The sequence below is a fragment of the uncultured Parolsenella sp. genome, from assembly GCF_958346945.1.
Taxonomy (GTDB): Bacteria; Actinomycetota; Coriobacteriia; order Coriobacteriales; family Atopobiaceae; genus Parolsenella.
On sequence record NZ_CATVTL010000007.1, the window covers coordinates 39,797 to 64,325 of the forward strand.

General features: G+C 62.5%; 21 protein-coding genes. 14 read left to right on the forward strand and 7 right to left on the reverse strand.

What is annotated here, in order from left to right; genetic code table 11:
- Window positions 1-5: 5 nt before the first annotated feature.
- From Q3866_RS05470 to Q3866_RS05505, 8 genes are all read left to right on the forward strand, one after another.
- The gene (locus tag Q3866_RS05470; protein ID WP_301830222.1) at window positions 6-2,375 is read left to right on the forward strand and encodes a glycosyltransferase family 2 protein; all 2,370 of its coding nucleotides are present in this window, start codon (window positions 6-8) and stop codon (window positions 2,373-2,375) included.
- Between the two features lie 34 nt (window positions 2,376-2,409).
- Window positions 2,410-3,618, forward strand: coding sequence for a DUF4422 domain-containing protein (locus Q3866_RS05475; protein ID WP_301830224.1), 1,209 nt, complete (start codon window positions 2,410-2,412; stop codon window positions 3,616-3,618).
- 123 nt (window positions 3,619-3,741) lie between these two features.
- Window positions 3,742-4,641, forward strand: a complete 900-nt coding sequence (gene rfbA, locus Q3866_RS05480) for a glucose-1-phosphate thymidylyltransferase RfbA (RefSeq protein WP_301830226.1) — start codon at window positions 3,742-3,744, stop codon at window positions 4,639-4,641.
- A 2-nt stretch (window positions 4,642-4,643) separates the two neighbouring features.
- Entirely contained in the window at window positions 4,644-5,663 is a 1,020-nt protein-coding gene (gene rfbB / locus Q3866_RS05485) for a dTDP-glucose 4,6-dehydratase (RefSeq protein ID WP_301830228.1), read from the forward strand.
- Between the two features lie 9 nt (window positions 5,664-5,672).
- Entirely contained in the window at window positions 5,673-7,136 is a 1,464-nt protein-coding gene (locus Q3866_RS05490) for a bifunctional dTDP-4-dehydrorhamnose 3,5-epimerase family protein/NAD(P)-dependent oxidoreductase (protein WP_301830230.1), read from the forward strand.
- An 88-nt stretch (window positions 7,137-7,224) separates the two neighbouring features.
- Complete coding sequence (locus Q3866_RS05495) at window positions 7,225-9,042, forward strand: glycosyltransferase (protein WP_301830232.1); 1,818 nt, start codon at window positions 7,225-7,227, stop codon at window positions 9,040-9,042.
- Between the two features lie 240 nt (window positions 9,043-9,282).
- The gene (locus tag Q3866_RS05500; protein ID WP_301830233.1) at window positions 9,283-10,782 is read left to right on the forward strand and encodes an ATP-binding protein; all 1,500 of its coding nucleotides are present in this window, start codon (window positions 9,283-9,285) and stop codon (window positions 10,780-10,782) included.
- Window positions 10,783-11,090: 308 nt separating this feature from the next.
- A complete protein-coding gene (locus tag Q3866_RS05505) occupies window positions 11,091-12,422 on the forward strand; it encodes a hypothetical protein (RefSeq protein ID WP_301830235.1) in 1,332 nt (443 codons plus the stop codon).
- Window positions 12,423-12,523: 101 nt separating this feature from the next.
- On the opposite strand, the gene Q3866_RS05510 is transcribed toward Q3866_RS05505, so the two are convergent.
- Complete coding sequence (locus Q3866_RS05510) at window positions 12,524-14,551, reverse strand: translation factor GTPase family protein (RefSeq protein WP_301830236.1); 2,028 nt, start codon at window positions 14,549-14,551, stop codon at window positions 12,524-12,526.
- Window positions 14,552-14,775: 224 nt separating this feature from the next.
- On the opposite strand from Q3866_RS05510, the gene Q3866_RS05515 reads away from it, so the two are divergent.
- From Q3866_RS05515 to Q3866_RS05535, 5 genes are all read left to right on the forward strand, one after another.
- Entirely contained in the window at window positions 14,776-15,213 is a 438-nt protein-coding gene (locus tag Q3866_RS05515) for a DUF4869 domain-containing protein (RefSeq protein WP_301830238.1), read from the forward strand.
- A 31-nt stretch (window positions 15,214-15,244) separates the two neighbouring features.
- Window positions 15,245-15,415: a hypothetical protein gene (locus Q3866_RS05520; protein ID WP_301830240.1), complete on the forward strand. Its 171-nt coding sequence runs from the start codon at window positions 15,245-15,247 to the stop codon at window positions 15,413-15,415.
- Between the two features lie 86 nt (window positions 15,416-15,501).
- A complete protein-coding gene (locus Q3866_RS05525; RefSeq protein WP_301830242.1) occupies window positions 15,502-16,701 on the forward strand; it encodes a Fic family protein in 1,200 nt (399 codons plus the stop codon).
- Window positions 16,702-16,955: 254 nt separating this feature from the next.
- Complete coding sequence (locus Q3866_RS05530; RefSeq protein WP_293824624.1) at window positions 16,956-17,426, forward strand: arginine repressor; 471 nt, start codon at window positions 16,956-16,958, stop codon at window positions 17,424-17,426.
- A 102-nt stretch (window positions 17,427-17,528) separates the two neighbouring features.
- Entirely contained in the window at window positions 17,529-18,851 is a 1,323-nt protein-coding gene (locus tag Q3866_RS05535; protein ID WP_301830244.1) for an argininosuccinate synthase, read from the forward strand.
- A 212-nt stretch (window positions 18,852-19,063) separates the two neighbouring features.
- On the opposite strand, the gene bilS is transcribed toward Q3866_RS05535, so the two are convergent.
- From bilS to pyrE, 3 genes are all read right to left on the reverse strand, one after another.
- A complete protein-coding gene (bilS, locus tag Q3866_RS05540; RefSeq protein WP_301830246.1) occupies window positions 19,064-19,591 on the reverse strand; it encodes a flavodoxin family protein BilS in 528 nt (175 codons plus the stop codon).
- A gap of 187 nt (window positions 19,592-19,778) precedes the next feature.
- Window positions 19,779-20,603 (reverse strand): sulfite exporter TauE/SafE family protein, encoded by an 825-nt coding sequence (locus Q3866_RS05545; protein WP_301830248.1) that lies wholly within the window; start codon window positions 20,601-20,603, stop codon window positions 19,779-19,781.
- 292 nt (window positions 20,604-20,895) lie between these two features.
- On the reverse strand, window positions 20,896-21,579 hold the full coding sequence (gene pyrE, locus Q3866_RS05550; RefSeq protein WP_301830249.1) for an orotate phosphoribosyltransferase: 684 nt from the start codon (window positions 21,577-21,579) through the stop codon (window positions 20,896-20,898).
- Window positions 21,580-21,749: 170 nt separating this feature from the next.
- Between pyrE and Q3866_RS05555 the strand changes: the two genes are divergently transcribed.
- Window positions 21,750-22,004, forward strand: a complete 255-nt coding sequence (locus Q3866_RS05555; RefSeq protein WP_301830252.1) for a TM1266 family iron-only hydrogenase system putative regulator — start codon at window positions 21,750-21,752, stop codon at window positions 22,002-22,004.
- A gap of 86 nt (window positions 22,005-22,090) precedes the next feature.
- Here the strand turns inward: Q3866_RS05555 and Q3866_RS05560 are convergent, their stop codons facing one another.
- From Q3866_RS05560 to Q3866_RS05570, 3 genes are all read right to left on the reverse strand, one after another.
- Window positions 22,091-22,852, reverse strand: a complete 762-nt coding sequence (locus Q3866_RS05560) for an amino acid ABC transporter ATP-binding protein (RefSeq protein ID WP_301830254.1) — start codon at window positions 22,850-22,852, stop codon at window positions 22,091-22,093.
- A 41-nt stretch (window positions 22,853-22,893) separates the two neighbouring features.
- Entirely contained in the window at window positions 22,894-23,547 is a 654-nt protein-coding gene (locus tag Q3866_RS05565) for an amino acid ABC transporter permease (RefSeq protein WP_293673801.1), read from the reverse strand.
- Between the two features lie 110 nt (window positions 23,548-23,657).
- On the reverse strand, window positions 23,658-24,524 hold the full coding sequence (locus Q3866_RS05570; protein ID WP_301830256.1) for a transporter substrate-binding domain-containing protein: 867 nt from the start codon (window positions 24,522-24,524) through the stop codon (window positions 23,658-23,660).
- Between the last annotated feature and the right edge of the window lie 5 nt (window positions 24,525-24,529).

The window sequence follows — 24,529 nt, forward strand, 5'->3', positions numbered from 1 at the left end:
TAAAGATGTCTATTCAGATTAAGAAGATGTGCCGAGGCCAAGGCGCTGCCTACCTATCAGTCGAGGTTTCCGATTGCGGTGTTCCGGATTTTTCCGCTGTATCAGAAACCGGCCAGCAACTTCCGCTTGAGGTCTATGAGATGGAAGCTGCGGGCAGGAACAAGCGCTATGTTCTTGTTACGCCGTTGTTAGATACAAAGAAATTAATCGTTCGTGGTAAGTCTGCCAACGGCGACATATGCTTCAAGAAGTCGATGTCCCGCGAGCGTATTAAGTGGAGCTCGCGTCTCTTCTATCGCTTTGGGTGGGAGGAGGCGCATCGGATGAGGGACATCGATCGCAACACCTATACGAACCAAATTCACATCAATCCCCGCGTCGTTATTCCCTCATCGCGCGATAACAGCCTTATCGTCAAGGGCGTCATTTGCGGCCCGGATTCGTCGTACCATTATGAGCTCGATTTGCTTGATGGTTGTGGAAACCTGGTCTCAGATTTTTCGGCTATTTTTCAAGGCGGAAGCGAAGTTCTATACAACGGTGTTCGCAGGAACGAAGAGTCTTTTTCGGCGAGGATTCCAAACGACGGTAATACATATTGCCTGGTAGCTAGGGGAGAGGGCTGCAAGGTCGGATTCCTGTGCTTCGATGCCCCGTCTAAAGCCCTATATCTCGAGACGTGTTCTTCGGCATGGTTCCGCCACGCCGTTGGAGGTGGCTGGCAGCAGGAGATTGGCAGCAGGACCAAGCTGCTAGAGTTTGCTAACCCCGGCGATTACGCAGTAGCCGAGGGACCCAAGTTCAGCATCGTTGTCCCTTTGTACAATACGCCTCTCGATCTCTTTAATGAGATGTTGAGCTCGGTGTTTTCCCAGTACTACTTCAACTGGGAACTGATCCTTGTTAATTCGACTCCGGCTAACGCCAGCCTTCGCGAGACTTTGACTAAGATTGACGATGCTCGAGTTCGAACCGTCACGCTCGATGCAAACTACGGCATTGCCGAGAATACTAACAAGGGCGTTGAGGCTGCCGAGGGTGACTACGTTGTGTTCTTTGATCACGACGACTTGCTCGACCCTAGGGTTCTTGCGGAATACGCGAAGCGAATCAAGATGGATTCGTCAATCGATGCTCTCTACTGCGACGAGGACGTGCTCAACGAGTGCGGCGAGTTCATTAATCCTCACTTTAAATCTGATTTCAATCTCGACCTATTGAGGGTTCACAACTACATCACCCACCTTCTTGCCGTAAAGCGGGAAATCGCAACTCAATATCCCTTGAGGAAAAAATTCGATGGTGCCCAGGATTACGACTTCGTTCTCAGGCTTGCTGATGCCGGCTGTCAGTTCGAACATGTCCCTGAGATTCTGTACCACTGGCGAATGAGCGATACGTCAACGGTTAAGAACTCCGGCAGCAAGCCTTATGCCGAAGAAGCCGGCCGCCTCGCCCTTGAAGAGCATCTTGTTCGTTGCGGTCTTAAGGGCTCGGTTTCATCCTCGGATGTGCCTTTCTTGTACAAGACGAAGTACGAGGTAAAAGGCTCTCCTCTTGTTTCAGTCATCATTCCCAATAAGGATAGCGTTGAGGTCCTGACTCGTTGTATCGATTCAATCGAGTCTAAGTCTTCGTATAGAAACTTCGAGATCCTTCTCGTTGAGAATAACAGTACTGATCAGGCAACCTTCGATTATTACGAACGCGTTCAGACTCAATATGACAACGTTCGCGTTTTAATTTGGCAGGATGATTTCAACTACTCAAAGATCAATAACTTCGGTGTCACACATGCGAAGGGTGAGTATTTCCTCCTTCTTAATAACGATACTGAGGTAATTACCCCAAACTGGATTGAGTCTATGCTTGGTTTTTGCCAGCGCGGGGACGTGGGGGCAGTTGGAGTAAAGCTGCTCTATCCGGATGACACTATTCAGCATGCCGGCGTTGCCATGATGTACTGCGCCTCCCCTGTGGAAATGGGCGGTCCTGTTCACGTTTTCTCCAATTTGGACAAGGACGACCCTGGCTACATGTTCAGGGCTTCTGTGTCGCAGGATGTCAATATCGTTACCGCTGCATGTCTCATGACGAGCAAGGCTGCTTTTGAGAGGGTCGGTGGCTTTTCCGAGGAATACGCGGTTGCATACAACGATGTTGATTTCTGTCTAAAGCTAAGAGCTGCGGGTTTCTTGGTTGTCTATGACGCTAACGCCGTCTTGTACCACTACGAGTCTTTTAGTAGAGGCAGTGATGTGGCCGATACGGCTAAGAAGACTCGCTTTATGTCAGAACAGGGCAAGCTTAGGGCTGCATGGCCCGAGTATTACGCCAAGGGGGATGGCTACTACACGAAGTTTGTTACTGATTAGATTTGCCGGTAGCGTTTGATGATGGGGGCCATCCATGAAGGTGTTCATCGTTTCTCACAAATTCGTTGATTTGCCGCATGACGAGATATACGCTCCGCTGTTTGTGGGGGCGGAACAAAATGCGCGCAACGAGCGAGAGGCCAATTGGCTGTACGATGATTCGTGCGATGGCTCCCTGTCGGGCAAGAACAAATACTACTGCGAACTGACCGGACAGTATTGGATGTGGAAAGCAGTCCGAGAAGATATTGTTGGCCTGGTTCACTATCGAAGGTTATTTGCATCGCCCGATGATCAGAGGCGTCGTCTCAATGAGACCGAAATCCGCGGGCTGCTCGAAAACTACGACTGCATTATTGCTAATCGCTATTCGTGCTCTCGAGCGGTTGGGTATTCTGCGCCGACTGTGGCGGAACAATACCGTGCTTCTCACTGCTCGACCGACTTGGTACAGCTGTACTTCGTCATCCGCAAGCTTCATCCGTTCTACGTTGATGCTTTCAAAGAAGTATTTCTTCGCTCGAGCTCGTTTAGTCCGTTCAATATGATTATTTGCAAGAAGAAGCTTCTCGATGACTATTCGAGGTGGCTCTTTTCGATTCTGAGGGAGCTGGAGGACCGAATCGACTTCGATAGGTATCGAAGTGCTTATCAGAAGCGCGCTCTTGGCTTTATGGCAGAGCGCTTGCTAAATGTGTTTATTCTTAAGCGTGGACTAAATCCGTATTATTGCGACGTGTTCGATCCGAATGAGCCTGATGCCTTACTTGGAAGCAGTGCTACGGCGTCTGCGCCCGAACTGCTAGCCGTAGGCGAGACACCCAATGGGCCGTTTCTCCACAACGGTCTTGACTACGGAAAGATATACAGGCCCGATTTCTATCTTCGCCATTACGAAGATCTAAATCATCTGTATCGCACTAATCCCGATGGGGCGTTTGACCATTTTGTTTCGTTTGGACTCAATGAGGGCAGGGTGGCGCATCCGGGCTTCTCTATTTCCTCGTATATGAATGGAAACCCTGACCTTACTGAGAAGCTTGGAAACGACCCTATTGCCTGTGCCGAGCACTATATTCGAACGGGATATTCGCACCATTGCATCGGCTTTGAGAATCTCGATTCGAAGCTGGGCGTTGAGAGCGCCGAGGGAGGGGCGGTAATGTCGCGCCATGAAGAGCGCACGGCAAGAAAGCGCGAGCGATACTTAGCGAAAGCTGAGGCTTACGGGGTGCTTGACTAGTCGTTGGCTAAGGGCGGCCAAAATGGTGAATTGGCGCTGACGTTGATTTAGTCAAAATGCGGGTGCCTCGCTTTAATTCCATATCATGTTAAGTGACGCTTTGCCTAAGGAAAGGTACTGCCAATGAAAGGCATCATCCTCGCGGGCGGGTCGGGCACGCGCCTGTACCCGCTCACGCTCGTGACCAGCAAGCAGCTGCTGCCGGTCTACGACAAGCCCATGATCTACTACCCGCTCTCCACGCTCATGCTGGCGGGCATCCGCGACATCCTGGTCATCTCCACCCCCGCGGACCTGCCCAACTTCGAGCGCCTGCTGGGCGACGGCTCGCGCTACGGCGTGTCGCTCTCCTACGCCGAGCAGCCCAGCCCCGACGGCCTCGCGCAGGCCTTCACCATCGGCGAGGAGTTCATCGCCGGCGACCCCTGCGCCCTGGTGCTTGGCGACAACATCTTCTACGGCAACGGCCTCTCGCGCCACCTGCGCCGCGCCGTGGAGAACGCCGAGGCGGGCCGCGCCACGGTGTTCGGCTACCACGTCGACGACCCCGAGCGCTTCGGCGTCGTCGAGTTCGACGACGAGGGCAACGCCGTCTCCATCGAGGAGAAGCCCGAGCGCCCCAAGAGCTCCTACGCCGTCACGGGCCTGTACTTCTACCCCGGTGACGTGGCGGCCAAGGCCGCCCGCGTGGAGCCCTCGGCCCGCGGCGAGCTCGAGATCACGACCCTCAACCAGATGTACCTCGACGAGGGCACCCTCTCGGTGGTGACCCTGGGCCGCGGCTACGCCTGGCTCGACACCGGCACCATGGAGAGCCTGCACGAGGCCAGCGAGTTCGTCCGCGCCGTCGAGCACTCGCAGGACCTGCCGGTCTCCGTCCCCGAGGAGATCGCCTGGGAGAACGGCTGGACTACCACCGCCCAGCTCGAGGAGGCCGCGAGGGCCTACGGCAAGAGCGTCTACGGCCAGCACCTCAAGAAGGTCGCCGCCGGCGAGATTCGCAGCAACAGGAGGGACCACTAGGCATGGCAGAGACCTTCGAGCCAAGGAACATCATCGTCACGGGCGGCTGCGGCTTCATCGGCAGCAACTTCGTGCACTACGTGGTGAGCAACCACCCCGAGGTCCACGTGACCGTCCTCGACAAGCTCACCTACGCCGGCAACCCCGCCAACATCGCCGGGCTGCCCTCAGACCGCGTGGAGCTCGTCGTGGGCGACATCTGCGACGCGGCCCTGCTCGACGAGCTCGTGCCCGGCCACGACGCCATCGTGCACTACGCCGCCGAGTCCCACAACGACAACTCCATCGCAGACCCCGAGCCCTTCCTGCGCACTAACGTGGAGGGCACCTTTCGTCTGCTGGAGGCCGTGAGGAAGTACGGCATCCGCTACCACCACGTCTCGACCGACGAGGTCTACGGCGACCTGGCCCTGGACGACCCGGCGCGCTTCACCGAGGAGACGCCCTACCACCCGAGCAGCCCGTACTCGAGCACCAAGGCGAGCTCCGACATGCTCGTGCGCGCCTGGACCCGCACCTACGGCCTGCGCACCACGATCTCAAACTGCTCCAACAACTACGGCCCCTACCAGCACGTGGAGAAGTTCATCCCCAGGCAGATCACCAACGTCATCGACGGGGTGCGCCCCAAGCTCTACGGCACGGGCGAGAACGTGCGCGACTGGATCCACACCGAGGACCACAGCTCAGCCGTGTGGGACATCCTCACCAAGGGTCGTATGGGCGAGACCTACCTCATCGGTGCCGACGGCGAGCGCAACAACATCACAGTGCTGCGCATGATCCTCGAGGCCATGGGGAGGGACCCCGAGGACTTCGACTGGGTGGCAGACCGCCCGGGCCACGACCGCCGCTACGCCATCGACAGCACCAAGCTGCGTCGCGAGCTGGGCTGGGAGCCGGCCCACACCGACTTCGCCGAGGGCCTGCGCCAGACCATCGACTGGTACGTGGCCAACGAGGCCTGGTGGCGCCCGGCTAAGGAGGCCACCGAGGCGCGCTACAAGGCGCAGGGACAGTAGGGGGAGAGCATGACAGAGATCGAGTTCGAGAAGCAGCTGAGGGTTGAGGAGACCGGCATCGAGGGCCTCAAGGTCGTCGAGCTGGCCGTCCACGGCGACTCGCGCGGCTGGTTCAAGGAGAACTGGCAGCGCGCCAAGATGGTCGCCCTGGGGATCCCCGACCTGCGCGTCGTGCAGAACAACGTCAGCTTCAACGAGGAGCGCGGCGTCACCCGCGGCATCCACGCGGAGCCCTGGGACAAGTTCATCTCCGTCGCCCGCGGCTCCGTGTTCGGCGCCTGGGTCGACCTTCGCGAGGGCAGCGCCACCTTCGGTAAGGTGTACACCTGCACGCTCGACCCCTCCAGGGCTATCTACGTGCCGCGTGGCGTGGGCAACTCGTTCCAGGCCCTCGAGGACGGGACGGCCTACACCTACCTGGTGGACGCCCACTGGTCTGCCGAGCTCAAGAGGACCTACACCTTCGTGAACCTCGCCGACCCGGAGCTCGCCATCGAGTGGCCCATTCCCCTCTCCGAGGCGATTGTCTCCGAGGCGGACCTGCACCACCCGATGCTGTCCGACGTGGCGCCCATGGCGCCTAAGCGTACGCTCGTGACCGGCTGCAACGGCCAGCTGGGTCGCGCGGTGAGGGCGCTCGCCGAGGAGCGCGGGGTCGCCAAGGACTTCGACTTCTGCGACATCGACACGTTCGACATGTCCGACCCCGACGCCTACTCCCAGTACGATTGGGACCTCTACGGCACCGTGATTAACTGCGGGGCCTACACCGCCGTGGACAGGGCGGAGACCCTCGAGGGCCGCGCGACCTGCTGGGCCGCTAACGCCACGGGCCCGGCGCTGCTCGCCCGCGCGTGCGCCGAACACGGCATCACGCTCGTGCACGTCTCGAGCGACTACGTCTTCGACGGCACCCGCGAGCTGCACGACGAGTCCGAGCCCCTCTCGCCCCTGTCCGTCTACGGGCAGTCCAAGGCCGCCGGCGACCTGGCCGTGGCGGGGTGCCCGCGCCACTATGTGATGCGCTCGAGCTGGGTCATCGGCGACGGCAGGAACTTCGTCAAGACCATGAGGGCGCTGTCCGACCGCGTGGCCGACCCTGCCGATGGACTCGACCGGGTGACCGTGGTCGACGACCAGCTGGGACGTCTCACCTTCACGCGCGACATGGCGGCCGCCATCTTCCACGTGCTGGGGACGCACGCGCCCTATGGCACCTATGACTGCACGGGCTCCGGCGCCGTCAGGAGCTGGGCCGATGTCGCCCACAGGGTCTTCGAGGCCGCCAACGGCAACGGGGACCGCGTGGTGACCGTCAGCACGGCCGAGTACTACGCCAACGCCGAGGGCCCCATCGCCCCGCGCCCCCACTTTAGTGCCCTCGACCTCTCCAGGCTCGAGGCCACCGGCTTCCATATGCCCGACTGGGAGCAGGAGCTCGACGAGTACCTGGAGACGCTGCTCGCCGAGTAAATGCGTCTGGTGCGAGTAAACTAGTGTGTGATGCCCCGTCGGTATCCCCGGCGGGGCTTTTGCTGCCACTTCGGATGTTTGGAGCAACATGGGAACGATGGTCAACGCTGCTCGCAAGGTCTATCACGCTGCCAGGAAGGTCGCGGGCGTGCGGTCTGAGGCGGACCTTAACCCGTTTCCCATTGATGCCTGGACAGACCGCGCCTATACGACTTGGTTCGAGAGCCACAAGGCTACCGCGGAGGAGCTTGGAGCACAGAGGGCCGCCGCCGGTCAGTTTGCCTTGCAGCCCTCTTTTAGCTTCATCGTGCCGCTTTACAAGACGCCTCTCGACTTTCTTGAGGTTATGGCGTCTTCCGTGCTCTCTCAGACGTATGGGATCCTGCAGCTTGTGCTCGTGAACGCGAGCCCCGAGCTGCCCTCTCTTGCCGCTGCGGTCCATGCGCTGGAGCTTCGTGATGCTCGCGTGACGGTTGTGACGCTCGAGAAGAACCTGGGTATCACGGAGAACACGAATGCTGGCCTCGAGGTGGCGACGGGTGATTTCTGCTGCTTCCTCGACCATGATGACTACATCGATGCCGATTTGCTGTTTGAGTACGTTAGGGCCATCAACGAGGACCCCACGATTGACTTTCTCTACTGCGATGAGGACCTTGTGCTCGAGGACAAGAAGAAGGGCGGCTTCAGGCATCAGAATCCCTTCTTGAAGCCTGATTACTCGCCCGAGCTGCTCCTGTGCAAGAACGCCATTGTGCACCTCATGGCCATCCGTAAGACGATCATCGAGTCGATGCCTAAGCCCGGTGCCGAGTTCGACGGCTCGCAGGATTACAACATGGCTCTGTATTGCTCCTCCGCGGCGCGTGCCGTGCGCCACGTACCCCGCGTGATGTACCACTGGCGCATCAGTGAGAACTCTACGGCTACGAATCCGGACTCCAAGCCGTATAGCCTCTTCTCGTGCCGCAAGGCCCAGGAGCTTCACTACGAGCGCATTGGGACAAACGCAACGATTGCTTCTTCGGGTCTGTACCTGCTGCACAACCCCTGGTTTGGCAAGGTGCGGGGTAGGGTGAGTGTTGTCGTTGACGTTGCGGACGCTGTTGGCGAGATCTCTGCTGCCTATAGCCTTCTCGAGCAGTTTGTGGAGTTCTTTAGGCAGGGAACGTCCTACGAGGATGTCGAAGTCCTTCTCGTGAGCTCCAGGGCTGGTGAAAGTGAGCATGAGGCGCCCTTCCGCGTGGTTCGTTGCGAAACTGGGGATGGCCTGCTTGCGCGTCTTAACGCAGGCGCCGCCGCGGCAACGGGCGATTACCTCATCTTTGTTGATGCTGGGTGTTTCTTTGTGACGCCGGAGGCGGTCGAGCAGCTTATAGGGCTGTGCGGGCTGGCTGGCGTTGGCGTGGCTGCTCCCAAAACGCTCTACAGGAATGGGCGCAACAAGACATATGGGGTGGCCGTGACGCCCAAGCGCATCATGCCGCTCTACCGTGGCTATGAGGGTGATTTCCCTGGTTACCAGTGCTATACAAGGGGCTTCCTTAATGTGAGTGCCTGTGGATGGCAGGGACTGACGATTTCTCGTGAACTGTTCGAGCACGTTGGAGGCTTTGACGAGCGCTTCGAGGGCGAGGTTGGCGCCGCCGATCTGTGTCGTCGCGTGCTTAGCGAGGACCTCCGCGTAGCCCAGACGTGCACGGTGAAGCTCAGGACGAACGATGCCTGTCCCGAGCGCTATTACGTTGAGCCTGATAATGCGCCCGATTATCCCGAAGCTGATGTGCGGCTGTTTGATGAGAAGTGGCCGAGCGTTAGGGCAGCGGGCGACCCGTATTACAGCCCGAACCTTGATCAGGCTTCCGGGTACTGCAAGGTTGCGAGGACGTCGAAGGGACGTCATTAATTGTCGGGAGCGTCTCGCCTTGCTCCTGCGATAAGATAAACGCGGTGGCCACCTGGCTCGATGTGTTCATGGGGATGACGCACGAAGGCTGGGCGGCCACTTTTCGTTTCGCGCCCTGGCGGCCTCATGGGCGCATGCGTCAGTAACACGGGCACCCATCACTCACAATTCTCATTGATAGTGTGAGTGACGAGTGCTATTATGTTAGTGACATCACTGACAGCGTGAGTGAGGTGCGGCATGGAGGACTTTGATCTGGAGCAGATAGTCGCTCGTCTGCGCAGGCAGGGCACTGATGACTCCGAGGTGGAGGTCAAGGAATGTGCCGCCTCGCTCTCCAAGGACATCTGGGAGACGGTCAGCGCCTTTGCCAATACCTCTGGTGGCCTCATCGTTCTGGGCATTAGCGAGAGAAACGGCTTTGCCCCCGTTGCTGACTTCGACATCAACCGTGTGCGCGAACAATTCGTGGCTGGCATGGGGGATGGCGGCTCGCGGGGCAAGCTCGTTAACCCGCCTCGGTATTCCATCTCGCGTGCGTTTCTCGACTCATGCCCCGTTCTCGTCATTGAGATTGAGGAGCTGCCCCCTGAGTCAAAGCCCTGCTATCTGCTTGGCCGCGGCCCCAGGGCTAGCTATAAGCGCGTCGACGACAAGGACATCCTCCTCTCTGATAACGAGCTGTTCTCGGTCGCCATTGCGTCGGAGCGAACTGCCTTTGACCGCTCTCCCGTTGCCGGTGCCGTGCCATCTGACCTCGACGACGGCCTGGTCCAGGGAACCTTTGCTCGCGCTCTGAGCCTGACTCCTCGGGCGCTCAAGGGGGCGGGGGACGGCGCAACGAAGCTCAAGCGTCTCAACTTCACGAACGAGGACGGTTCCGTCACCAAGGCGGGGCTGCTCGTTGCGGGCGTTTATCCCCAGCAGTTCTATCCCCGGCTGGTCGTTGACGTTGCCGTTCACGCTGGGACCGAGAAGGGGGCGTCTGGCGCGCTGCGCTTTCGTGACCGAACGATCTGCGAGGGCACCCTGGGCGAGATGGTCGTGGACGCGGTCGCAGCCACTGCCAAGAACCTGAGGCGTCGCTCCGTGGTGGTTGGCGCCGGGCGTATCGATGAGCTCGAGGTTCCCGAGGAGGTCATTCGAGAAGCCATTGCCAACGCCCTGATCCACCGCGACTACAGTCCCCGTTATGACGGCCAGGCCGTCTCTGTCGACATCTTTGACGACCGTATCGAGATTCTTAACCCCGGGGGTCTTTACGGCACGAAGACGCAGCTCAACCTTGCCGACGGTTCCTCATGCTGCCGCAACGCCACTCTCATGAGGCTCATGTCCCTCGTTCCGCTGCCCGACGGCGCAGGCTCTCCGGCCGAGGGCAATGGCTCGGGCATTCCCATGATGCTTAGGGAGTGTCGCGAGCGAGGGCTCCCCGAGCCTGAGTTTTGCCCTCGGCTCGACAGCTTCAAGGTGATTCTGTACAGGCCAGTGGATTCTGGTGCCTCCGTACGGCGCGTAGCGTCTCGGCTGCAATTGACTGCTACGCCGAGCGGGGATTGTGTGCTCGAGATCATCGGTGACCGTGGGGAGATGTCTGCCAGCGATCTGGTGAGGGAGACGGGGCTGTCCATGAACCAGGTGCGCTACCGCATCAAGCCGCTTCTGGAGGCCGGTCTCATCGAGGCCACGGCGCCCAAGACGAGCAGGCTGCGCAAGTATCGATTGGCGCAGAGGCGCTAGTGCGTCCGGGTTTGGTGCGGTGACGGCGTCTTTGGGTACCGCTGGGCCTTCTCGCGCGGATCTTTGAAAAATGAATTTAGTTGCGCCACAACGCCGTAAGCAGGGGAGATGCCCGCGGGCGCCCCGCAATATTGCGTGGGCGCAAAAACCGTTGACCGACCTCGGCAATAATGTCCCTAGAATGGACTAATATTCTAGTGCCATGCGCGGGAGGCTCCTTAGGTGCGAGCCCCCTTCTTTACTCGCGTGCTCCTCTCGCGCATGGTGCCTCTTGGCCCCCCTATGGGCCTTTTTCTTTAATGTCCCGCTTGTTCGATACCATCCTCCCAACTAAAGCTTGGGAGGTCATCGTGGGCAAGACGGTCAAGAAGGTTCACCAGCAGGGGCGCATCCACAAGCACGCCAGCATCGATGTGACGCCGGAGACGTCCGAGCAAGTCCACGCGCGCATCTACAAGGGCATTAGGGTGGTTTGCCCCAGCTGTGGCGCCAAGGTTGTCCTGGCCTCGCTTGCGAGCGATGACCGTGCCTTTCGCTGTTCCGCCTGCGACTGCGAGCTCTCCGAGGCCGCCTATGATGCCCGCGCCCGCGAGTTCGCCGCGCAAAACGATGCGGCCAAGGCCATCATTGATGCCGCCAAGGACCTTGAGGGGCAGCTTGGGCAGGCCGGGTTTGTTCGCAGGCTCTACCTCAAGGCCCGCCTCGCCCTGGGCAGGCGAAGGGTCGAAGAGGCCCGCGAGCGCTATGCGCAAGGCCGCGCGCTCTGCTTTCGCCTTGCCCAGTGCCGCTACTACGTGAGCCAGTGGTTCCGCGCAACGGGTACGCGCCTTGAGTCTGCCCCAGATGCCAAGGGCGAGGAGCGCTATGCCCTCAAGGCCCGCTATGCGGATGGCTCCTTCTCGGTGGTGCCGGCGGACGCCAGGGCCTTGTCGCGCGGCATGGTGGGCGAGTGGGCGTTGTTTGAGACGCTGCGCGTGCGCTCACGTGATGCGGCGTCGCCCCTGTTTGGCTCGCAGCTGGCGGCAAATTTGTTCCTGCCCGTGGCCTCGCGCTCGTTGCCGCGCCGCTCGGGCGTGCTGACTCCGTTGTGGCGCCAGGTCGATACGGTGCTCTTTACCGAAGTGGGTGCCTTTGTCTTTGAGGCCAAGAGCAAACGCGCGGAGGTGAGGGTCACGAAGAACTTTGGGGATATCGACCTGCGCGACCGCAAGGGCAAGCATCGCTCGGAGCTGCGGGCCTTAAAGCAGTGCGCCATGCATGTGGACTCGCTCGAGGAGGTGGCGGCGGGTCTTACGCTCGATGACATCTACGAGGTTACGGTGTTTGTGGACCCGTTCTCGTTTGAGAGCGCCGAGGCTGGCTTTAGCTCGGACAACGTGTATGTGGGCTCGCTTGGCTGTGATGGCGTCGAGAGCTTCGTGGCGGTGGTCGAGCGCAAGGTGGCCGAGCTGCGCGGGCAAGGCGTGAACGTGATGGACCCCGAGCGCTGCGAGGAGCTGGCGCGCGACCTCACCCTGCGCTATGGCGACCTGGGCCGTGGCAAGATGCGCCGGCACATCTCGCGTCTGCGCGAGATCTCGTCGGGTGGGGCGGGGTCGGCCGGCCACCAGGTGTTCACCTCTGGCTCGATGTGCCGCTAGCGTCGATTTGAGCGATTTGGTGAGCTTCAAGTGGGGTAGCGTCGATTTCAGCGATTTGACGGCGAGGCGTCGCTCGCACCCGTGCGTGCGGCACAGGCCGTCTACCCTGCAAAGAAGGACGCGTCTGCCTCGCGCCAGGGGCGCAGGAGGGTGGGGTCGTCCTTTACGTGGGCATGCGCCGGCACCTCGTTCCACTTGACGGTGTAGCCGGCGCCGTGGCTGCAGAAGACGGAGTCGGGCGTGTTGGGCAGGTCTGCCTCGGGCTCGTAGGCCATCTGCTCGATGACCTTCTCGGCATCATGGCAGGGTTCGTAGCCCGCAAGCTCAAGCGTAAGGCTGCCGCGGCCGCTCGTGTAGGCCGCCACGTCTATCGCATAGTCTCCCAGCTCGCTGGCCGGCAGCTCGCCTGCGACCGTGGCCGTCTCACCCGTCGCATCGGGCGAGCCAAAGCGCGCGTGCATGCGTGTGAGGTCTGCCAGGGCGCGGCCGATCTTGTTTGCCGGAATGGCGAGCTCAAAGTGGTACCACGGCTCGAGCAGCACGCAGTGGCCCTGCTCCCGCGCGCACATGAGCGCCTGGCGCACTGCCCGGTAGGTGGCCTGCCTAAAGTCGCCGCCCTCGGTGTGCTTGGCGTGCGCACGTCCCGCGCACAGCGTGATGCGCACGTCGGTAAGGGGCGCGCCCGTGAGGGTGCCCAGGTGGTCGCGCTCCATGGCGTTGGTGAGGATGAGGCGCTGCCAGTTGCGGTCGAGCTCGTCCTCGCTGCAGCGCGTGCCAAACACGACGCCGCTGCCGCGCTTGCCCGGCTCCAGCAGCAGATGCGCCTCGGCATAGTGGCGCAGCGGCTCAAAGTGGCCAATGCCCATCTGCGGCGCGTTGATCGTCTCCTTATAGAGGATGCGCCCGGGGCCAAAGCTCACGGCAAGGCCATAGCGCCGCTGCAGTAGCTCGCGCACGACCTCGAGCTGAACGGCGCCCATGAGCTGCAACCTTACCTGCTGCACCCGCTCGTCCCAGGCAACGCCCAGCATTGGGTCCTCCTCGGCCAGCTCGCGTAGGGCCAAGAGCACCGTGTGGTTGTCTGCGCCCTCGCCAGGCTCCACGCCGTAGGCCAGGACGGGAGCCAGCATGGGCGGCTCGCCCGCGGGCTCGGCGCCCAGCACGTCTCCCGGGCGCACATGGCTAAGGCCCGTGACCGCACAGGTGCGTCCGGCGGCAACCTCGCTCGCAAGCTCGAACCGCTCGCCGGTGTAGACGCGCAGCTGGTTGGCCTTCTCGGCCCATGGCTTGCCAGAATCGATGCCTTCTAGCTGCTGCTTTGCACGCAGCGTGCCGCCCGTGACCTTGAGCCAACAGAGACGCTCGCCGCCCCCGTGGCTCACGCGGTACACTCGTGCGGCAAACGCGGTGGGCCAGCTGGGCTGCAGGCCTAGGACAACCAGGGCGTCGAGTAGCTCGGTGACGCCCTGGTTCTTGAGCGCCGAGCCAAACAGAACGGGGAAGACGCGCCGCTTGCCCACGAGTCGCGCGAGGGTGGCGGGTGCGAGCACGCCCGTCTCGAGATATTCGTCGAGGGCCGTCTCGTCGGTTGCGGCGGCTGCCTCCCGTGCGGCGTTGGCGTATGTACTGTCCCCGTGCATGAGCGCGGCCGCATCGATGAACTCGCCGCCGTCTGCGGCAAGGTGGGCGCGCAGGCTTGCGAGCACCTCCGCGCGCGTCTGGGGCGTGTCGCCGTCTGGCAGCAGGTCCATCTTGTTGGCAAAGACAAAGGTGGGGATGGCGCGTCGCGCAAGGAGGCGCCAGAGGGTCTCGGTGTGGCCTTGCACGCCGTTGTTTGCGCCCACTACCAGCACGGCGCAGTCAACGGCCGAAAGCACACGCTCCGCCTCGGCCGAGAAGTCGACGTGGCCGGGCGCGTCGACGATCGTGACGCTGTGGCCCGCATGCTCGAGCTCGGCCTGGGCGGCAAAGATCGTGATGCCGCGCTCGCGCTCCATCTCGTTGGTGTCGAGCGCGGAGTCTCCGTGGTCCACGCGACCCAGCCTGCGCGTGCGGCCGGCGTCGTAGAGCAGGGTCTCCGCGAGCGTGGTCTTTCCTGCGTCGACTTGTGCGAGCAACCCTACGATCACGTGGCCTCCCGGGAAATGAGCTTGCGGCGTGCACCACACCAAAACGAGGCTGGGATGGTCTTTGGCCTTGTCCCTGCGGTTGCGGCGTGCGCTGCGCCAATACCCTCGCATTGTCTCGCGAGGACACGCTTGGGCGCAAATGCCTTGTACAATAATTTGTACGCTTCTGGTGTCCAATTTGGACACCATGGTGTACCTGCGGTTATGGGAGGGCTGAGAGCAATATGCTGAACATCTACTTTGGGCACATGCCCGAGGCCATCTACAATACGGCGGTGTACTTCAAGAACACCTATCGCGACTCGTGGATCACGAACCCGCTCTCCGTCGAGATGATTCGTGACGTCGATAAGTCTGAGGTTGTCTCGGCAAGTGTCATCGAGAGCCCCGTTCTTGGAAGCATCACGCCTCTTTCCCTCTCGGGTGGCGTTAAAACGCTCATGCTCGTGAGGTTCGACAGGGAGCATGTCTTTAATGCCTCCACCTGCGGCGACAACTGTGCAAAGTGGTTGCTTGAGATTGCGAAGAGCCGCAAGGTGGTCGTGAACCTCCACCATGTCATGGACTTTGGCCCCGAGGAGTTCAAGCTGCGCGTTGCCAATAGCGGCAAGATCGTCCACAACATGACCGACCTCCTTCGCGAGGCCACGGCGTACCTGTAGGAGCTGCGATGATCGGAACGCACCCTACAGCATGAACGAGGTCTATCGCATCAAGACGAGCGGCAAGTTTCATACGTTTGAGCCTCTGTACAAGCGCGGGGAGGGCGAGCGCTACAGCTTTTCTCGCACGGCACCAAAGGCCGACTTCGATGCGCTTCTTACCGAGGGTTCGCTTCCGTTTTGCGGTGATTATCGGAAGTGAAGTTAGATTCGCTTCCGAAATTAGGCGATTTTCAGAAGTGAAGTATACTTTGCTTCCGATTATTTCGTGCGAGGAGAAGTGAGCGCATGGGACAGTGGCCGCATATTGAGCATGAGACGCTGCCGTGGCACGGCGACCCAGACCTTGCGCCTCTCATCTCCAAGACTCAGCGCCGCAAGATTGGCTCTGCCTACGAGGCGGCCCTGCCGCTGCATATCGAGGGGCTCTCCGTTGACGTGCCTGCCAAGCTTTCTGCCCGCATGTCTGAGCTGCTCGTGCGCCTTGCCCAGTTCGACGCACAGCAGCAGGCTCGTGGCTATGACCTGCCGGCCCTGCTGCTGAGGAGCGAGTCATCCGCAAGCTCGCAGATTGAGCACCTGACCTCGAGCGTTCGTAACGTTGCCCTGGCCGAGGTCTCCCGCGATGTGCCCCGCAACGCCCGTCTCATCATGGGTAACGTCGCCGCCATGCGCGAGGCGCTCTTGCTCGACGGCCCGCTTGACCTCGACGCAATCCTTGCCATTCACGCCGCCCTCATGAACCGCGATGGCGCCACGTTTGGCGGCAAGATACGCGAGGAGCAGGTTTGGGTGGGCGGCGGCCCCTACAGCCCCCATGGCGCCCTCTACGTGCCGCCAGCCGCCTCGCGCGTTCCCGACTACCTGGACGACCTCATGGCTTTTGCCGCCCGCGCTGACCTGACGCCTATCGTCAAGGCGGCCCTTCTCCACGCCCAGCTCGAGACCATCCATCCCTTCATCGATGGCAACGGCCGCACGGGGCGCGTCCTTATCCATAAGATCTTGGCCGGCGAGGGCATCTTGTCCCATGCGACCCTGCCGCTCTCGGCCGGGCTTCTCCACAACGTGGGCAGCTACATGGATGCCCTCACGAGCTACCAACAGGGAGACCCGCTGGCCGTTATCGAGCAGCTGGTCGAGGCCCTGGAGTTTGCCGTGAGCGTGGGCGCGCTCACGGCCAAGCGCATGGACGAGACATTTGCTTCCTGGTTCGAGCGCATTGGCGAGCGACGCGGCTCGAGCATCTATAGGTTGCCGGAGCTCTTGAGCGAGCAGCCGGTGGTGAGCGTGAGCTATGTTGCAGATGGTCTGGGCATTACGACCCGCGCGGCCCTGACGCTGGTGAATCGTGCCTGCGAGTACGGGATGCTGCGGCCCCTGGGCAACCGCCGGCGTGGCGATTTCTACCAGTCTGACGAGATCATCGACCTGCTCGAGCCCATCTGCGACGCCGCGGGCCTGCGTCGGCTGCTTGCGGGAGAGTAGCGGCTGCGGCGCGCGTGCCGGTGGTTGGCGGTGCGTGCTCCTTGGCATAGCGGGCCGTGCGTGCTTCTCGGCGGCGTGGGCGTACGCCTGAGCCTGCCTGCGTCCTTCTTGGTGGCTGATGCACGAAAGAATGCGTATTTCTCGCATAGAGATGTTTAAAAATTCGAATATTTGCGAAAATCTCGTATGAAAGCGTGCTAATATGCATTTCGTTGTGAATGCAGAGTTGCGCGCATCGTCGCTGCGCCTTGTGTATGCAACGAGAGTATAACGGCCAGAAAGGCAACCAGGTGAAGAAGCGCTTCAATAGGCAGGACGCCATTCGCGAGATCGTTCGCGACAAGTCCATCAAGACCCAGCGCGCGCTCGTCGAGGAGCTCGAGAAGCTCGGCTTCGTGTGCACGCAGGCCACCATCTCGCGCGACATCGCCGACATGGGGCTGCGCAAGCTCCCCGAGGGCGTCTACGTGCTCTCCGAGGACCTGCACCTGCAGACCATGGTGTCGACGCTGGTCACGAGCGTTGTCCGCGCCAACAACATCGTGGTGATCCACAGCCAGGCCGGCACCGCCCAGGGCGTCGCCGCCGCCATCGACGATGCCAGCCTGCCCGACATCGCCGGCTGCATCGCCGGGGACGACACGATCATGGTCGTCTGCATGACCGATGCCGAGGCCGCCTCGCTTGAGCAGCTCGTCAACAAGCTGCGAGGCGTGCGCGAGTAGGCATTTGCCCCTCTCGCGCTTCTCGCATTAGCCGGTCGCCGCGCGCGGCCGCGCCTGCACCACCCCAAACCGTTATCAAGCCTTGATATTAAGGAGACCCACATGTCCGAAAAGGGTAAGGTCGTTCTCGCGTATTCCGGTGGCCTCGACACCTCGTGCCTGCTCAAGTACCTGCAGGACGTCGGCTACGATGTGGTCTCCTGCATCGCCGCCCTGGGCCAGCCGTCCGAGGAGCGCTCCGACATCGACGCGGTGAACGAGAAGGCCAAGAAGCTTGGCGCCGTCGCTGCCTACGACGTTGACATCCGAGACGAGTTCGCCGAGGACTTCATCGCCAAGGCCATCTTTGCCAACGGCATGTACGAGAACAAGTACCCGCTGCTCAGCGCCCTGTCGCGCCCGGCCATCTGCCGCCACCTCGTGAAGGTTGCCCAGGCCGAGGGCGCCGTGGCCATCGCCCACGGCTGCACCGGCAAGGGCAACGACCAGGTGCGCTTTGAGCTCGAGTGCAAGGCCCTCGACCCCACCCTCGAGATCCTGGGCCCGGTGCGCAGCTGGGAGCTCACGACCCGCTCCAGCGAGATCGAGTATGCCCAGTCGTGCGGCATCCCCGTGGACGCCACCAAGGAGAACCCCTACTCGATCGACGAGAACGTGTGGGGCCGCGCCATCGAGTGCGGCGTGCTCGAGGACCCGTGGAACGAGGCCCCCAAGGGCGCCTGGTCCATCACCGTTGACCCCGAGGACGCCCCGGACGAGGCCCGCGACGTGGTCCTGGGCTTCGAGGGCGGCCTGCCCGTCTCCATCGACGGCCAGCGCATGAAGCTCTACGACCTCATCGCCGCGCTCAACAAGATCGTGGGTAGCCACGGCTTTGGACGCATCGACATGATTGAGGACCGTCTCGTGGGCCTCAAGAGCCGCGAGTGCTACGAGCAGCCGGGCGCCCTGGCCATCATCATGGCGCACAAGCAGCTCGAGTGCCTGTGCCTGCCGGGTGACGTGCTGCACACCAAGCTGCAGCTCGAGCACGATTGGAGCCGCCAGGTCTACAACGGCCTGTGGTACTCGCCGCTCAAGGACGCGCTCGACGCGTTCTTTGCGAGCACGCAGAAGACCGTGACCGGCGAGGTTCGCCTGCACCTCTACAAGGGCAGCTGCACCGTCACCGGTTCGCGTGCCGACAGCTCCATGTACGACTTTGGCCTGGCTACCTACGACAAGGGCGACACGTTTGACCGCACGGCAGCCAAGGGCTTCATGGACCTGTTTGGCCTGCCCAACCGCGTGTGGGCCGAGCGCCGTGTCGAGCGCGAGCGCGCCGCGGGCGTGGCTGCCGCCGCACAGATTGCCGCGATGGGCGTGCACGAGGCCGAGGCCGCTGGCACCGGCGAGGCCGGCGCCGAGGGCGTTGCGGGCAAGTAGCGCCTGAGACATTGGTTGATAGGGGCCGTCTTCTGCTTATGCGGGGGGCGGCCCTTTTGTGTGGAGCGCGGCTGGTTGCCTTATGCGAGGTGCCTGGCGCGAGGCAAAGCAGGTGGCCTCGCGGCATGAAAATGCCGGGCGGAGGTGGCTCCGGCCCGGCGCTGGCTGTGCTGTTGGGCAATGTGCGGCGGATCTGCCGGCGCCGCGAGGCGTTAGACGAGGCCCGCGGCACGCAGGGAGGTCTCAAGGGCACGCAGGTCGTCGTTGTTGGGGTGGCTGCGGGCCTCCTCGAAGTTCTTGATGAACAGCTGGGCGCGCTTGGCCTCGGGGCTCGCGGGCTCGGCCGCGGCAAGCATGGCATGGTAGCGCTCGAGCGCCGCCTCGGCAATCTTGCCCTGGCACATGAACGAGCCGATGACCTCGCAGTTCTTGCTCAGGCCCTCGCGAATGCGGCTCAGGATAGTGTTGAAGTAGGCCTCGTCCTGGCCATAGCCGCACGTGCCAAAGAGGAACACGCGCGCACCGTCGAGCGAGTGGATAAACGCCATGACGTCGTCGGTGGCGCTGCCCTTGTCGGTCCAGGTGCCCACGAACACGACGCTGGCCTTGCCCGCAGCCTTAGGCGCGTTCTCGGCGCTGCCAAAGTAGGTGCAGTCTTGCTCCCCCATGAGCTTGCGGATGCGTTTGGCAACGAGCTCGGTGTTGCCCGTCTTGCTGGAGAAGACGACTGAGAAATCCATGCCTGACCCCCGAATACGCGGTTTTACGTACCTGTTCTGGGGTTATACCCGCTTTTAGGGATCATGTTGCACAGCGTTGGCCCGTGCTTGTAAGGACTGCGTTACGGGTGGAGTGGGCGAGGGGCGGCGTATGCGTGGGGTGCGAGACCGGTGCGACCGCGCGGTGCGTCGAGCCGGCACGCCCCTGTTACAGCAGCACCAGGAAGTTGCGCGCGCACAGGGCCATGACGACCACGAGGGTGAGCGCGTAGAGGACGTCGGTGCCGCGGCTCGAGATGCGCGCGGCGACGCGCTTGCCCGCGACCGAGCCTGCGACCGCCATCGTGGCCATCGCAACGAGCATGAGTGGGCTAAACTCGGGAACACTGGCCGACGCGATGGTGTAGGCGAGGCTTGCTACCTGCGAAAACGCAATGATAAGGATGGACTCGCGGGCGGCGTCGCGCGTCTCGCGCGAGAACAGCAGGGTGAGGATCACCAGGTTGAAGGGGCCTCCGCCAATGCCGAGAAACGCCCACATGGCACCCGTGACGACGCCGATGAGCGCGCTCGCCACGGTGCCCGTGATGTGCAGCGTGCGCACGCGCGAGCGAAGCAGCGTGTAGACGACCGTTGCGGCCGAGAGCGCGAACAGGACCGCCGCCTGGACTGCGCCTACGGTCTCGGGCGTGCCCAGAGAGCCGCGGATGGCGTTGAAGGCGACCTTGCCGGCCACGCCGCCGAGCGCCGCACCAATGGAGAGCGGGATGGCCGTGGGCGGGCAGGGGGTGCGGGCGCGCTCGGGGTGGCGCCGTGTGCCCCACGCCTGCTGGGTGAGCGTCGAGAGCGACATCGTGAGCACCGTGAGACTCGACAGGAAGCTCGTGGTGGCCATGCCCATGACGCCCAGCGAGTCGACGATGGGCTTGATGATCACGCCGCCGCCGATTCCGCACAGGGGGCCCAGCGTTGAGGCAAGGAAGCACACGACGCAAATGATGAGGAAGCTGGCGAGGTTCGACGCGATGATCATGGGGACTCCGGGGTGCTTGGGGTTCGGCGTGGCGATGCGGTGACGTGCGGTGCGCTGTGGCGGCGCATGGGGTGCTGCGCGCGGGCGCGGCACCGCAGCGCGGTGAGGCGCTGTGGGCTGGTGCGGTGGGGCGAGCTGCGGTTGCCTCGCGGCTGGAGCGCGATGCCCGCCAGAAGAAAAGGGCGCCTGCCAGGTGGCAGACGCCCGCGGTGACTACTGTTGCCGGGCGATGCGGCCGCCCGTGTGTGGCCTAGGCGTGGCGTTGCTGCGCCCTTCTCGGCCAAGGAGTTGGCTACTCCTTGACGCCGTACTGCTCGTAATAGGCGTCGATGCGGGCCTTGAGCTCGTCGTCGATGACGACCTTGCCCTCGACCTCGTGGTTGTAGAGCACCTCGACGACCTCGGCCATGCTCACGATGGAGGCAACGGGGAAGCCGTACTTGGCCTCGATCTCCTTCTGGGCAGTGGTTACGCCGCCCTTGCCAACCTCCATGCGGTTGAGGCTCACGATGAGACCGCGAATCTCGACGTTGGCCGCGGCGGTGACCTTGGGGTAGGTCTCGTCGATGGACTTGCCCGAGGTGGTGACGTCCTCGACCATCACGACGCGGTCGCCGTCGTGCAGCTCGGCGCCCAGCAGGTTGCCCTTGTCGGCACCGTGGTCCTTGGCCTCCTTGCGGTCGGAGCAGTAGCGGACCTCCTTGCCGTAGAGGTCGTGGTAGGCGATGGCGGTGACGACGGACAGGGGGATGCCCTTGTAGGCCGGGCCAAAGAGGACGTCGAAGTCGTCGCCAAAGTTGTCGTGGATGGCGCGGGCGTAGTACTCGCCGAGCTTCTTGAGCTGGTAGCCCGTGACGTAGGCGCCTGCGTTCATGAAGAACGGGGACTTGCGGCCGCTCTTGAGCGTGAAGTCGCCAAACTTGAGGACGTTCGACTCGACCATGAACTTGATGAACTCTTGCTTGTAGGCCTCCATTGGGCTCCCCTCGGGCGATGCCACGGCAGCCGTGAGCTGCGGCGCGGCGGGTTAGGCACATACACCTTCAGGATAGGACAAAAGCGCGGTCGAGGTGGGTGGCGCCGTTGGCGAGTGTGGGCGTTTGGGATGCCTTGCTATAGTTGGATAAAAGCGAGAGAGGAGAGCGCATGAACAGGGTTGCCATCATGGGGATCATCGTGGAGGACCTGGGGAGCGTGGGCGCGCTCAACGAGCTACTCCACGAGTATGGCCGCCACATCGTGGGGCGCATGGGGATTCCGTACCGCCAGCGCGGCGTGAGCGTCATCAGCGTGGTGCTCGACGCCGAGCAGGACGCCATCTCGGCGCTTGCCGGCAAGGTGGGCGCGTTGCCGGGCGTGAGCGTCAAGACGCTCTTCTCGAACGTGATGTCCGAGGAGTAGGGGCTTGGGGCATTACTGCCCGTAGCCTTTCTGTCCCAAACCGCAGGAAAAGCGGGACAGAAAGGCTACGGGCGCAAATGTCCCAACTAGCCGTTGTACCTGCTGAGGAACTCGCGGGTGCGCTGCTGCGCGGGGTTGCCAAAGACCTGCTCGGGCGCGCCCTCTTCGACGACGGTGCCGCCGTCCATGAAGACCACGCGGTTGGCAACGCTGCGCGCGAAGGCCATCTCGTGCGTCACGATGACCATGGTCATGTTCTCGGCCGCGAGGTCCTTGATGACATTCAGCACCTCGCCGGTGAGCTCGGGGTCAAGGGCGCTCGTGGGCTCGTCGAAGAAGAGCATCTCGGGCCTCATCGCGAGCGCCCGGGCGATGCTCACGCGCTGTTGCTGGCCGCCGGAGAGCTGGCAGGGGACCTTGTCCTCGCATCCGGCGAGGCCCATCTTGGCGATGAGCTCGCGGGCCTGGGCCTCGACCTCGGCGCGGTCGCGATGCTGCACGTGGACGGGCGCGTCCATGATGTTCTTGAGCACGCTCATGTGCGGGAACAGGTTGTAGTTCTGGAACACCAGGCCAAAGCGCGAGCGTGCGCGGGCAAGCTCGGCGGGCTTGGCGTAGGCGGCGCGTCCTCCCTCGTTGGTGGCAACTGCGACGTCGCCAAACGAGAGGCTGCCGGCGTCGAGGCGCTCGAGCAGCGTGGCGCAGCGCAGAAGTGTTGACTTGCCGCCGCCCGAGGGGCCGATGATGGCCACGACCTCGCCGCAGCTCACCTCGAGGTCAATGCCCTTGAGCACCTCGTTTTGCCCGAACGCCTTGCGGGCGCCCTCAATCTTCATCACGGGTTCCATGCCGTCTCGTTCCTCTCGTCCTTCTCGCCCTTATAGCGCGCCTAGTCGTGGTAGTAGTCGAGCCTCTTCTCGACGGCGCCCAGCGCCAGCTCGACGATGAAGTTGAAGACCCAGTACATGACGGCCGCGATGGCAAACGGCACCATGCTCACCTGTGAGGCCACGAGGGCCTTGGCGGTCGAGAACATCTCGGCCACGCCAATCGAGAAGGCGAGCGACGTGTCCTTTACCAGGGTGATGATTTCGTTGCCCATCGCGGGCAGGATCTTCTTGACCACCTGCGGAAGCACGATGCGCACGAAGGTCTGCGCGCTCGAGTAGCCCAGCACCTCGGCCGCCTCGTACTGGCCGCGCGGGATCGACTGGATGCCCGAGCGGTAGATCTCTGCGAAGTAGGCCGCGTAGTTCACGATGAACGCCACGACGCAGGCCTGCCACTTCGACGCGGGCGTGAGCTCGATGCCAAAGACGTAGAACGGCGCGAAGTAGATCGCGAACATCTGCAGCATGAGGGGCGTGCCGCGCAGCACCGAGATGAACGCGCGGGCGAGCCATGCCAGCGGGCGAAAGCGGCTCATGCGTGCGAGCGCCACGGGGATGCCCAGGGGGATGGCTCCCACGAGGGTGAGGGCGAACAGCGCGAGCGTCGTGCCGAAGCCCTGGACGAGCATGCCGGTCATCGTGGTGAGGTCCACGGGTGTCTCCTTAGGGGTGCCGCGGCCCGCGGAGGGGTGCGGGCCGCGGCGTGGGATGGGGTGGGTCAGGTGAGTTGGCTTGGCTTGGCCAGGCGGGCGAGTGCCCTTGGCTACTTGAGCAGCCAGTTCTCGTAGGAGATGCCGTAGCTGGCGTACTTGTCGCACAGGTCTGCGACGAAGCCGTCGGCGTCCATGGCCTTGAGGGTCTCGGTGACCTTGTCGGCGAGCTGCTGGGAGCCCTTCTTGAAGCCAACGGCGTAGCGCTCGCTCGAGAGGGCTTCGTCGAGCTGGGCGTAGGCGTCGGGCTTGGCGGCGAGCTGGTACTGGGCGATGGAGAGGTCGCAGGCGACGGCGTCGACGGCACCGCTCTCGAGCTGCATGAACGCGGTGTTGTAGTCGCCGATGGTGTCGAGCGAGGCGAAGGTGGCGGCGAGGGTGGCCTGGTCGCCCTGCAGGACCTCGAGGGCGGCGGAGTCGGTCTGGGTGATGATGGCCTTACCCGCGAGGTCGGCGAGCGAGGAGATGCCGGAGTCTTTCTTGACCACGATGACCTGGCCGTTCTTCATGTAGGGCTCGGAGAAGGTGTAGTCGTCCTCGCGGCCCTCCATGGTGAAGCCGTTCCAGATGCAGGTGATGGCGCCCGAGTTGAGCAGGGTGTCCTTGGCGTCCCAGTCGATGGGCTCGAGGTTGAGCTCCCAGGAGTTGCGCTTGCAGACCTCGCCGGCGAGGTCGATGTCGAAGCCGGTGAAGTTGCCGTCGTCGCCAACGAAGCCGTAGGGCGGGTAGGCCTGGTCGAAGCCGAGCGTGAGCTCGGTGATGTTGGCGGAGTCGTCGGCCGCGGCGGTGCTTGCGGCGGCGGTGGTGCTGGCTGCGCTGCCGGAGCCGCCGCAGCCAACGAGGCCGAGGCCGCAAACGGCGGCGAGGCCGCCTGCGAGGGAGAGGAACTGGCGGCGGGAGATTTGGGCGTTGGCGTTCATGGATC

Coding starts and splice junctions, on each gene's coding strand:
- rfbA (WP_301830226.1), top strand. CDS start 3,742: ATGAAAGGCATCATCCTCGCGGGCGGGTCGGGCACGCGCCTGTACCCG.
- Q3866_RS05470 (WP_301830222.1), top strand. CDS start 6: ATGTCTATTCAGATTAAGAAGATGTGCCGAGGCCAAGGCGCTGCCTAC.
- Q3866_RS05530 (WP_293824624.1), top strand. CDS start 16,956: ATGCAACGAGAGTATAACGGCCAGAAAGGCAACCAGGTGAAGAAGCGC.
- Q3866_RS05525 (WP_301830242.1), top strand. CDS start 15,502: ATGGGACAGTGGCCGCATATTGAGCATGAGACGCTGCCGTGGCACGGC.
- Q3866_RS05515 (WP_301830238.1), top strand. CDS start 14,776: ATGCTGAACATCTACTTTGGGCACATGCCCGAGGCCATCTACAATACG.
- Q3866_RS05535 (WP_301830244.1), top strand. CDS start 17,529: ATGTCCGAAAAGGGTAAGGTCGTTCTCGCGTATTCCGGTGGCCTCGAC.
- bilS (WP_301830246.1), bottom strand. CDS start 19,591: ATGGATTTCTCAGTCGTCTTCTCCAGCAAGACGGGCAACACCGAGCTC.
- Q3866_RS05495 (WP_301830232.1), top strand. CDS start 7,225: ATGGGAACGATGGTCAACGCTGCTCGCAAGGTCTATCACGCTGCCAGG.
- Q3866_RS05545 (WP_301830248.1), bottom strand. CDS start 20,603: ATGATCATCGCGTCGAACCTCGCCAGCTTCCTCATCATTTGCGTCGTG.
- Q3866_RS05555 (WP_301830252.1), top strand. CDS start 21,750: ATGAACAGGGTTGCCATCATGGGGATCATCGTGGAGGACCTGGGGAGC.
- Q3866_RS05490 (WP_301830230.1), top strand. CDS start 5,673: ATGACAGAGATCGAGTTCGAGAAGCAGCTGAGGGTTGAGGAGACCGGC.
- Q3866_RS05520 (WP_301830240.1), top strand. CDS start 15,245: ATGAACGAGGTCTATCGCATCAAGACGAGCGGCAAGTTTCATACGTTT.
- pyrE (WP_301830249.1), bottom strand. CDS start 21,579: ATGGAGGCCTACAAGCAAGAGTTCATCAAGTTCATGGTCGAGTCGAAC.
- Q3866_RS05500 (WP_301830233.1), top strand. CDS start 9,283: ATGGAGGACTTTGATCTGGAGCAGATAGTCGCTCGTCTGCGCAGGCAG.
- Q3866_RS05570 (WP_301830256.1), bottom strand. CDS start 24,524: ATGAACGCCAACGCCCAAATCTCCCGCCGCCAGTTCCTCTCCCTCGCA.
- Q3866_RS05560 (WP_301830254.1), bottom strand. CDS start 22,852: ATGGAACCCGTGATGAAGATTGAGGGCGCCCGCAAGGCGTTCGGGCAA.
- Q3866_RS05475 (WP_301830224.1), top strand. CDS start 2,410: ATGAAGGTGTTCATCGTTTCTCACAAATTCGTTGATTTGCCGCATGAC.
- rfbB (WP_301830228.1), top strand. CDS start 4,644: ATGGCAGAGACCTTCGAGCCAAGGAACATCATCGTCACGGGCGGCTGC.